Source organism: Oleiphilus sp. HI0080 (genome assembly GCF_001635135.1).
Map to the genome: position 1 here is coordinate 1 of NZ_LWFU01000388.1, position 4,629 is coordinate 4,629.

General features: G+C 45.2%; 6 protein-coding genes. All 6 read left to right on the forward strand.

Translation table 11 applies throughout. The annotated features are described in order from the left end of the window. The coding region (atpB, locus tag A3751_RS06705) for a F0F1 ATP synthase subunit A (protein WP_068453644.1) at positions 1-690 on the forward strand (690 nt) is incomplete at its 5' end. A gap of 50 nt (positions 691-740) precedes the next feature. Further along, positions 741-980 carry a F0F1 ATP synthase subunit C gene (atpE, locus tag A3751_RS06710; RefSeq protein ID WP_068453646.1) on the forward strand — a complete coding sequence of 80 codons (240 nt, stop codon included), beginning with the start codon at positions 741-743 and terminating at the stop codon, positions 978-980. 58 nt (positions 981-1,038) lie between these two features. Next, a complete protein-coding gene (locus A3751_RS06715) occupies positions 1,039-1,509 on the forward strand; it encodes a F0F1 ATP synthase subunit B (protein ID WP_068453648.1) in 471 nt (156 codons plus the stop codon). A gap of 16 nt (positions 1,510-1,525) precedes the next feature. After that, positions 1,526-2,062, forward strand: a complete 537-nt coding sequence (locus tag A3751_RS06720; RefSeq protein WP_068453650.1) for a F0F1 ATP synthase subunit delta — start codon at positions 1,526-1,528, stop codon at positions 2,060-2,062. A 30-nt stretch (positions 2,063-2,092) separates the two neighbouring features. Further along, positions 2,093-3,637: a F0F1 ATP synthase subunit alpha gene (atpA, locus tag A3751_RS06725; RefSeq protein WP_068453652.1), complete on the forward strand. Its 1,545-nt coding sequence runs from the start codon at positions 2,093-2,095 to the stop codon at positions 3,635-3,637. Between the two features lie 60 nt (positions 3,638-3,697). Continuing rightward, positions 3,698-4,558, forward strand: coding sequence for a F0F1 ATP synthase subunit gamma (atpG, locus tag A3751_RS06730; protein WP_068453653.1), 861 nt, complete (start codon positions 3,698-3,700; stop codon positions 4,556-4,558). Positions 4,559-4,629: the final 71 nt, after the last annotated feature.

The window sequence follows — 4,629 nt, forward strand, 5'->3', positions numbered from 1 at the left end:
GCATGGTCTTTCGGACTAGGTCTTATTTTCTGCTTGTTATTCCGTCTCGTAGCCAAATCTGTCACTTCAGGTGTACCAGGTCGTCTCCAGAATTTTGTCGAGATTATCGTTGAATTTATCGACAATAATGTGAAAGACATGTTTCACGGACGTAACCCGATCGTAGCGCCCCTAGCATTGACGATCTTCGTTTGGGTTTTTCTGATGAACCTGATGGATCTTATTCCTGTAGACGTTGTGCCCGAAATCATGATGGCACTTGGCGTTGAATACCAGAAAATTGTGCCTTCGACCGATCCGAACATCACGCTCGGTATGGCATTAGCAGTCTTTATCTTGATGCTGTACTACTCAATCAAGATCAAAGGAGTGGGTGGCTTTGTGAAGGAATTGACAATGCACCCATTTAATCACTGGATGTTTATCCCAGTGAACCTGTTCATGGAGTTGGTTGGTCTGTTGGCCAAGCCGTTCTCACTTGGGCTTCGACTGTTCGGTAACATGTATGCTGGCGAAATGATCTTTATCTTGATCGCCGTGATGTACAGCGCAGGTTTATTCTTTGGTTTGTTTGGTGGGTTGTTACAGCTAGGCTGGGCGATATTCCACATCTTGGTTATCACCTTACAGGCGTTTATTTTTATGGTACTAACGGTGGTTTACTTGAGCATGGCTCACGAAGACCACTAACAGAGACTTTTTAAAACTTCACTTTTAAATTGAAACGATAGGAGAAAAAAATGGAACTAGTAATCATTGCAGCAGCAATCATGCTTGGTTTGGGTGCACTTGGTGCAGCGGTAGGTATGGGTCTTCTTGGAGGCCGTTTGCTTGAAGGTACAGCACGTCAACCAGAGCTTGGTCCAATGTTGCAAGGTAAAATGTTCTTGCTTGCTGGTTTGATCGACGCAATCCCAATCATCGGTGTTGGTATCGCAATGTACTTGATCTTCGTAGTTGCTCCAGGTGTTGGTGCTTAATCGATACCGATTTAGTAATTCCGATTAAGTAAACCGGCAACATAGCGAGGTTATTGGTGTGAATATCAATTACACACTTATAGGACAAATAATCTTCTTCGCTGTTTTCGTGTTGTTCTGCATGAAATATGTATGGCCGCCAATCATGGCAGCCATGCAAGAGCGAGAGAAGAAAATTTCCGATGGTTTAGCAGCCGCAGATCGTGCTTCTAAAGATCTTGAACTTGCACAGAAAAAAGCAGGTGAAGAACTTAAAGACGCGAAAGTGCAAGCAGCTGAACTCATTGAGCAAGCAAACAAGCGTGCGAGCCAAATCGTAGATGAGGCGAAAGAGAACGCTAAAAAAGAAGGCGATCGTCTTCTCACAGCTGCTCAAGCTGAGATCGAGCAAGAGAAAAACCGTGTGCGAGAAGAACTTCGCGCAGAAGTATCAGCAATTGCACTTGCTGGGGCGGAAAAAATTCTTGGTTCGGAAATTGATGCAAGTAAGCACAGCAAGTTACTAGACCAGCTTGCCTCTGAAATTTAACTATTGAGAGTGGATGATGGCAGAGTCAATCACGATTGCCCGACCTTACGCGAAAGCTTCATTTGAAGCTGCAAAAGCAACTAGTGCGTTTGATCTTTGGTCAAGCATGCTTGCTTATGCTTCTGCAATTGCTAAGGACGAGAATATGGTTGTTGTTCTCGATCACCCAGCACTGACAAGTAAAGCAAAAGCCGACGCATTTTGTGATGTGTGTGGCGATCAACTGAATGAACAGGGTCAAAACCTTGTTCATGTACTATCTGAGAATAACCGAATTGGTTTGTTGCCAGATATTGCATCGTTGTTTGAGGCTTTGAAAGCGCAACTAGAGCATTCGGTTGACGTTATTGTAGAAAGTGCATTCGACTTGGGTAGTGAACAACAAGAGAAGCTGGCACAAGCATTGAGTCAAAAGCTAGATCGTAAAGTGAATGTGACATCAACAGTAAACGACTCGTTGATGGGAGGCGCTATTATTCGCGCAAACGATTTGGTAATTGATGCGTCTGTGAAAGGCAAGTTAGCCAAACTAGCAGAAGCAGTTAGTGCTTAGGTAGCGGATTCAGATTTGAGGAATTAAAGCATGCAACAGCTAAACCCAGCTGAAATCAGCGAAATTATTAAGAAGCGTATCGAGCAGCTCGATATCTCTTCTGAGGCCCGAAATGAGGGCACTATCGTCAGTGTTTCTGACGGTATCGTATTGGTTCACGGTCTTGCCGAAGTGATGTACGGTGAGATGGTTGAATTTGAAAACGGCGTCTACGGTATGGCGCTTAACCTTGAGCGTGACTCAGTTGGTGTTGTTGTACTTGGTGAGTACAACGGTCTGGCTGAAGGTCAAAAGGTTCGTTGTACTGGTCGTATCCTTGAGGTACCAATCGGTGACGCCCTTCTTGGTCGTGTTGTAGACGGTTTGGGTAACCCAATTGATGGTAAAGGTCCGATTGAGTCAGATCTTACTGCGCCAATTGAAAAGGTTGCTCCAGGTGTAATCGCGCGTAAGTCGGTTGATCAGCCAGTGCAAACTGGTTTGAAAGCGATTGACTCCATGGTACCAATCGGTCGTGGTCAGCGTGAGTTGATCATCGGTGACCGTCAGACTGGTAAAACTGCAATCGCTATTGATGCGATCATTAACCAGAAAGGTACAGGCGTTAAGTGTATCTATGTCGCAGTTGGTCAAAAGCAGTCATCGATTGCGGCTGTTGTGCGCAAGCTTGAAGAACATGGTGCAATGGATCACACCATCATCGTAGCTGCTGGTGCAGCGGATCCAGCAGCAATGTTGTTTCTTGCACCCTATGCTGGCACAACAATGGGTGAATTCTTCCGTGACAATGGGCAAGACGCATTGATCGTTTTTGATGATTTGACTAAGCAAGCTTGGGCGTACCGTCAGATTTCATTGCTTCTTCGTCGTCCACCGGGCCGAGAAGCATATCCTGGTGACGTATTCTACTTGCACTCGCGCCTTCTTGAGCGAGCGTCTCGCGTTAGCGAAGAGTACGTAGAACAGTTTACTAATGGTGCTGTTAAAGGCCAGACAGGTTCTTTGACCGCTCTCCCGATCATCGAGACACAAGGTGGTGACGTTTCAGCGTTCGTTCCGACAAACGTAATTTCGATTACCGATGGTCAGATCTTCTTGGAAACAAACCTGTTTAACGCCGGTGTTCGTCCAGCGATGAACGCAGGTATTTCTGTATCTCGTGTAGGCGGTGCAGCTCAGACTAAGATCATCAAAAAGCTTGGTGGTAGTGTGCGTCTAGCGCTTGCTCAGTATCGTGAACTTGCAGCATTTGCTCAGTTCGCTTCGGATCTTGATGAGGCGACTCGTAAGCAGCTTGAGCATGGTCAGCGTGTTACAGAGTTAATGAAACAGAAGCAGTACGCTCCACAAAGTGTTGCTGAGATGGGTGTAGTTTTATACGCAGCCAATGAAGGTTTCCTTGACGATGTTCCAGTGAATAAAGTGGTTGATTTCGAAGCGGCAATGCTTTCTTACATGAATGCGGAGCAAGCGGATCTTATGGCTAAGATCAACGAAAAGGGCGACTACAACGATGATATCGCTAGCGGTATCAAGAGTGCATTGGAGACATTTAAGTCTACCCAAACTTGGTAATTAAAGGGGTTCGCCCCTTTAATCGAGTTTTTTTAAACGAGACTTTAAAGGCAACTAACAATGGCCGTTGGTAAAGAAATACGAAATCAGATCTCAAGCGTTAAAAGCACGCAAAAGATTACGAGCGCTATGCAAATGGTAGCAGCGAGTAAGATGCGTAAAGCGCAAGAGCGTATGAGCCAGGGTAAACCATATGCAGATAAGATCCGCTCTGTGGTTAGTCATTTGGCAAATGCGAATCCAGAATATAATCACTTATATTTGCAAGATCGTGATGTAAAACGTGTCGGCTATATTGTTGTATCAACAGACCGCGGTTTGTGTGGTGGTTTGAACGTTAACTTGTTCAAACGTGCACTGGCCGACATGAAAGAATGGGATGCTAAAGAGGTCTCGGTGGATGTTTGTGCCATCGGTTCCAAGGCTATCTCATTTTTTAAGAACTACGGTGGCAATGTCGTCGCTGCATTGAGTCATCTTGGCGATGAGCCTTCAGCACATGAGCTGATTGGTTCTGTGAAGGTGATGCTAGATGCGTTTGATAAAGGCGAGATTGATCGACTGTATGTTGTTTACAACAAGTTCGTCACGACCATGACGCAAGAACCGGGAGTACATCAACTACTTCCTCTAGAAGCTTCAGAAGAACAGGAGCTTCAACATCATTGGGACTACATATACGAACCAGACGCGAAAGATTTGCTTGATGGTTTGTTGACTCGTTATGTCGAATCTCAGGTGTATCAAGGCGTTGTGGAAAATGCAGCATGTGAACAAGCCGCTCGAATGATTGCGATGAAAGCCGCAACAGACAATGCGGGCGAGATCATTAATGATCTACAACTTGTTTACAACAAGGCACGGCAAGCTGCAATCACACAAGAAATTTCAGAGATTGTGAGCGGTGCAGCTGCAGTTTAGCGCACAGCGAATTAAGAGATTGATGAAGAATTTATATTTAACGAGGAACCGAACATGAGTAGCGGAAGTAT

Coding starts and splice junctions, on each gene's coding strand:
- A3751_RS06720 (WP_068453650.1), top strand. CDS start 1,526: ATGGCAGAGTCAATCACGATTGCCCGACCTTACGCGAAAGCTTCATTT.
- atpA (WP_068453652.1), top strand. CDS start 2,093: ATGCAACAGCTAAACCCAGCTGAAATCAGCGAAATTATTAAGAAGCGT.
- atpG (WP_068453653.1), top strand. CDS start 3,698: ATGGCCGTTGGTAAAGAAATACGAAATCAGATCTCAAGCGTTAAAAGC.
- atpE (WP_068453646.1), top strand. CDS start 741: ATGGAACTAGTAATCATTGCAGCAGCAATCATGCTTGGTTTGGGTGCA.